The sequence below is a fragment of the Pseudomonas sp. genome (assembly GCF_030696055.1).
GTDB lineage: Bacteria > Pseudomonadota > Gammaproteobacteria > Pseudomonadales > Pseudomonadaceae > Aquipseudomonas.
In genome coordinates this window covers 1-4627 of sequence record NZ_JAUYNP010000126.1, presented here as the reverse complement: position 1 = coordinate 4627, position 4627 = coordinate 1, and the positions used below count along the sequence as shown (strand labels likewise).

Here is a 4627-nt window from a genome sequence, read left to right as displayed (position 1 = left end):
CCTGCCAGTCGACGCTGACCAGGCTGCGGCACATCAGCGGTTCGAGGTTTTCCGGCCGGTAGCTGCCCCGCAGCAGCTGCATATAGGCGGCGAACTGGCCCTGGCTGACCAGGGTGCTGCCGAAGCGCGCGATGGGCTGGTTGGTGATGCACAGCAGGTGGTTGAAGACTATGCCGAAGTCTTCCAGCAGATGGCGCTTATAGTCGGCCTCCAGCGCCTCCTGCGGCGGCGGCAGGCTGGGGCCCTGCGGGTTGTACACCAGATTGAGCAGCAGGCCGCTGTCCGCCTGGCCATAGCCCAGGGCATTGAGCCGCTGCAGGCCCTGGATGCTGGCGTCGAACACGCCATCGCCGCGCTGCCGGTCGACGTTGTCCCGCGAATAACAGGGCAAGGAGGCGGTCACCTCGACGCCCTGCGCGGCGAGAAACTGCGCCAGGTCCTCATAGCCCGGTTCACCCAAGATGGTCAGGTTGCAGCGGTCGATCACCCGCAGGCCCTCGCGCCGCGCATGCCGGACTATCTCGCGAAAGCGCGGGTGCATCTCCGGCGCGCCGCCGGTGAGGTCCAGGGTATGCACCGGATGGGCGTCTATCACCTGATGCAGCAGCGCCAGGCTGTCGTCGGTCATGGCCTCGCTGCGGGTCGGCCCGGCGTTGACGTGGCAATGCAGGCAACGCTGGTTACAGCGGTAGGTCAGGTTGACCTGCAGGGCCTCCAGGTGGCCGCGGCGGATCGCCGGGAAGGCCAGCTGGTCGAGCAGGGGGAGCATGGCGTGCATGGGCTATCTCCATAAATGCAGTCAGCATATCGCTGTAGAGGCGCTCGCTGGCTATTTGTTACGGGCCGCTGCAGAAGAATCTATTCGAGTGTGTCGAAAGCCTAGGGGCGGCAGATGCCTTGGACTGGGCCGGCTTAATTGGCCCCATCGGCTGCTGCCGAGCTAGGCGTTGCGGCGGGTTTGACCTGAATCTGGTAGCGGCCAAAGATCTGCGCCAGCTTGCCATTTTCGCGCAGCTGCTGAAACAGCCCGCGGAACTGCTCGGCCGAGATCGGCGCCTGCGGGCGCAGCAAGGCGTAGTGGTGGTAGACCTGATCCACCCGCTGCGAGGCCAGCAGCTGGCCGGCGTATTGCGGGTGCTGCTCCAGGTACGCGCCCAGGTAGGAGCGGGTGATCAGCGCGATGTCGGCCCGCCCGCGCAGGATCATCAGCAGGTTGCTGTCGTGGGAATAGGTCAGCCGCGCGTTGAACTGCTTGATCAGGAATTCCTGTTCGGCATTGAAATCGGCGAAGCCATAGTGATAGCCATTGAACAGCGCCAGGCGCTTGCCCGCGAGGCTGGCGAAGTAATCCTGGCCGCGCCCGGGCTCGGTGCGGGCGACGAATATCTCGGCATCCTCCAGGCCCATGTCAATGCGCGTGCCGGCGATGCCCTGCCAGCCCCAGTCCGGGTTCTCGAACACCGCCATATCGATCCGGCCCTGCTCGAAGTCGCGAAAGCGCCGAGCCACAGCTGTGGGTTGCAGGACGAAGCGGTAATCGCCCTGCAGCTGGTTGAGCGCCGTGAGCAGCTCAAGCAACAAGCCGCCCGGATTCGCCTGCTCGGCCTTGAGCACATAAGGTGGGAAATCCGCCCCGCCGACCTGCACCAGCTGCTCGGCCAGCGCCGGCCCGCAACATGCGCTGCAGCCCACCCATAGCAAGCCCTGCAAAACCCTGCGAAGAGCTAGCGACATACGGCCCCCATATCCCTATCGGCTGATGAAGAGACGGCCCAATGTGAACCTCCTCACAGACTAGGCCAGTTTTCCAGCGGCCGTGGCGCCGGGCGAAGGCTCAGGGGGTAGCTAGCCCTCGCGCGGGCATGCCTGGCTGCCGCTCTCAGGTTGGCGCCGGCCTCTCGGCGCGGCGCTGACTCGCCGCCTACTGCAAGGGTCGCAGCAGCGGCTCGCCAGTTGGCAACAGCTGCCAGACCAGCAGCGTGGCCGGCACCTGATCGCTGCCGTTGCGCGCCTGCACATGCGGCACGCCGGGCGCCTCGTACCAGCTCTCGCCGGCCTTGAAGCGCTGCACCGGGCCGCCTTCCTGCTGGGTGACGATAGTGCCCTCCAGCACATAGGCCATGACCGAGCCGGCATGCACATGGGACGCCGACACTTGCCCTGGGGCGAAACGCACGGTCAGCAGTACGCCGCGCTGGCCGGGGGCATCGCTCAGCGGCTGATCGTGGAGGATGTTGATGCGTTTGAGCTCCTCCTGATGGGCCGCCGCGAGCTGCGGGAGCAGCGCCAGCAGGCCGATGGCCAATGCCTGTTGCAGGCTGCGCATAACCACCTCCTTATTCGGGCTGTAAGGCGAAACCGACACCGAAGCGGTTCCAGGCATTGATGGTGGAGATGGCCAGGGTCAGGTCGACCATTTCCTTGTCGGTGAACTGCTCGCGCAGGGCCTCGAACAGCGTCTGGGGCGCGGCCCGCTGCGCGACCAGGGTCAGGCTCTCGGTCCAGGCCAGGGCGGCGCGCTCGCGCGGGGTGAAGAAGCTGGTCTCGCGCCAGACGCTCAGACACTGCAAGCGCTGCTCGGTCTCGCCGGCCTGGCGCGCGTCGCCTGCGTGCATATTTACGCAAAAGGCGCATTCGTTGAGCTGCGAGGCGCGCAGGCGCACCAGTTCCAGCAGGGACAGCTCCAGGCCGGACTTCTCCAGGGCCTGCTCCAGGCCGAGCATGGCCTTGTAGGCCTCGGGGGAGGCTTTGTACCAGTTCAAACGGGCGCTCATCGCGTATTCCTCTTGGCTCTGGGCTCGCCCCTTGCGAACCCTGGCGCTACTCTAGGTCGTGCTTTGGCCTCTAGAAATGGCCAATTTCAAGAATCTACAGGTGACCAATTCGATGGAGTTGCATCTCGCTCTGGAGGGCCGTCAGGATCTGGCCGGCCAGCTCTACCGGCAATTGCGCGCGGCCATTCTCGACGGCCGTCTGGCCAACGGCGACCGTCTGCCGGCGATGCGTTTTCTCGCCGAACGCCTGGCGGTGTCGCGCAAGACAGTCGGCGAGGCCTACGAGCGGCTCGCCGCCGAAGGCTTCCTGCAGGGCAAGGTGGGCAGCGGCACCTATGTCAGCGCTCAGGTGCTGGCGGTCGAGCACCCGCCAGCCGCTACCGCCGCCCTACGCGCCAATCCGCGCTGGCAGGCGCTCGCCGCCAGGCCGCGCCTGCCGCCGCAACTGCCGGTGCGCTACAGCTTCGCCGGCGGTACCACCGATAAGCGCCGTTTTCCCTTCGATGCCTGGCGCGCCTGCCTGCACCGCGCCCTGCGCCTGCAGGCGCGCAGCCCGGCCTTCTACGCCGAGGTGCTGGGCTACCCCGAGCTGCGCCTGGCGATCTCGCGCTATCTGGCGATCAATCGCGGGGTGCGTTGCGACTGGAACGACATCCTGGTCAGCCAGGGTGCGCAGCAGGCCATCGACCTGCTGGCGCGGGTGATGCTGGTGCCGGGCGATCTGGCGGTGGTCGAGGAACCCGGCTATCCGCCGATACGCTTGGCCTTCGAGGCGGCAGGCGCGCGGGTGGTCGGCGTGCCGGTGGATGACGAAGGGCTGCGGGTAGACTGCCTGCCAGAACAGGCCAAGCTGGTCTATGTGACGCCCTCCCACCAGTTTCCCCTGGGCCAGCCGATGAGCCTGCAGCGCCGTCTGCAGCTGCTGGAGTGGGCGCGTGAGCGCCAGGCGCTGATCATCGAGGACGATTACGATGGCGAATACCGCTTCGACGGCCGTCCGCTGGAATCGCTGCAGAGCCTCGACCGCGAGGGCCGGGTGGCCTATGTCGGGACCTTCTCCAAGACCCTGTTCCCCGAGTTGCGCCTCGGCTACCTATTGATGCCGGCCGCCCTGCGCGCCGAACTGCGGGTGGCCAAGCAGCTGGCCGACCAGCACAGCGAGAGCCTGCAACAGCTGGCGCTGGCGCACTTTATCGGCAGCGGCGCATTCGCCAAGCACACCCGGCGCCTGCAACGCGAATACGCGCAACGCCGTCAGCATCTGCTAAACCGCCTCAACGGTGATTTAGCGCCCTGGCTGGAGGCCTTGCCGGCGGTGGCCGGCATGCACCTGGTGGCGCGCCTGCGCCAGCCCCGGGACCTGGTTAGGCTGTGCGCCGAACTGGAGCGGCGCGGGGTGTTCCTTATCAGCCTCGCCCCCTTCTACGCCGAAGGCCTCGCCATGCCGGGGCTGCTGTTCGGTTTCGGCGCCATCGAAACGGCGGATATCGACCCGGCCCTGGATATACTGCGCGAGCTGCTTAGCCAGGCCTAAGAACCTGCCCAAAGTCTGCTGCGCGTCGGCCCTGCTGCGTTTAAAACAGGCTCGGAATGCTCATTTACAACTCGTAAACTCCGCTTTCTCGCCTGTTTTTGCCTTGCATGGCTCTAGCTCGCGAGACTTTGAACAGGTTCTAAGCAGTAAATCCCAGGCAAAAAAAGACCCGCCGAGGCGGGTAATGCCAGTCAGTTAAGCTGACTGGCATTTTTATTTCTGATCGGATACTTCGACGATTTGAGCCTGATGGCGCGTGGATAGATACGATCTTCTCGTCGATGGGGCAGGACGTAGTGTGGGGCTGAAGCATGCAGTT

Annotated in this window: 5 protein-coding genes; 1 reads left to right on the top strand and 4 read right to left on the bottom strand. The window is 65.6% G+C overall.

The window, feature by feature from the left end; all coding sequences use genetic code 11:
* The 4 genes from arsS to Q8Q83_RS07530 form a co-directional block, all read right to left on the bottom strand.
* A partial coding sequence (gene arsS / locus Q8Q83_RS07545; protein ID WP_305622528.1) for an arsenosugar biosynthesis radical SAM (seleno)protein ArsS occupies positions 1 to 778 on the bottom strand: 778 nt, incomplete at its 3' end.
* 134 nt (positions 779 to 912) lie between these two features.
* Positions 913 to 1734, bottom strand: coding sequence for an ABC transporter substrate-binding protein (locus tag Q8Q83_RS07540; RefSeq protein WP_305622526.1), 822 nt, complete (start codon positions 1732 to 1734; stop codon positions 913 to 915).
* 187 nt (positions 1735 to 1921) lie between these two features.
* Positions 1922 to 2326 carry a cupin domain-containing protein gene (locus tag Q8Q83_RS07535; RefSeq protein WP_305622525.1) on the bottom strand — a complete coding sequence of 135 codons (405 nt, stop codon included), beginning with the start codon at positions 2324 to 2326 and terminating at the stop codon, positions 1922 to 1924.
* Between the two features lie 10 nt (positions 2327 to 2336).
* Positions 2337 to 2774: a carboxymuconolactone decarboxylase family protein gene (locus tag Q8Q83_RS07530; RefSeq protein WP_305622523.1), complete on the bottom strand. Its 438-nt coding sequence runs from the start codon at positions 2772 to 2774 to the stop codon at positions 2337 to 2339.
* A gap of 112 nt (positions 2775 to 2886) precedes the next feature.
* Between Q8Q83_RS07530 and Q8Q83_RS07525 the strand changes: the two genes are divergently transcribed.
* A complete protein-coding gene (locus Q8Q83_RS07525) occupies positions 2887 to 4308 on the top strand; it encodes a PLP-dependent aminotransferase family protein (RefSeq protein WP_305622521.1) in 1422 nt (473 codons plus the stop codon).
* Positions 4309 to 4627: the final 319 nt, after the last annotated feature.

Coding starts and splice junctions, on each gene's coding strand:
- Q8Q83_RS07540 (WP_305622526.1), bottom strand. CDS start 1,734: ATGTCGCTAGCTCTTCGCAGGGTTTTGCAGGGCTTGCTATGGGTGGGC.
- Q8Q83_RS07530 (WP_305622523.1), bottom strand. CDS start 2,774: ATGAGCGCCCGTTTGAACTGGTACAAAGCCTCCCCCGAGGCCTACAAG.
- Q8Q83_RS07535 (WP_305622525.1), bottom strand. CDS start 2,326: ATGCGCAGCCTGCAACAGGCATTGGCCATCGGCCTGCTGGCGCTGCTC.
- Q8Q83_RS07525 (WP_305622521.1), top strand. CDS start 2,887: ATGGAGTTGCATCTCGCTCTGGAGGGCCGTCAGGATCTGGCCGGCCAG.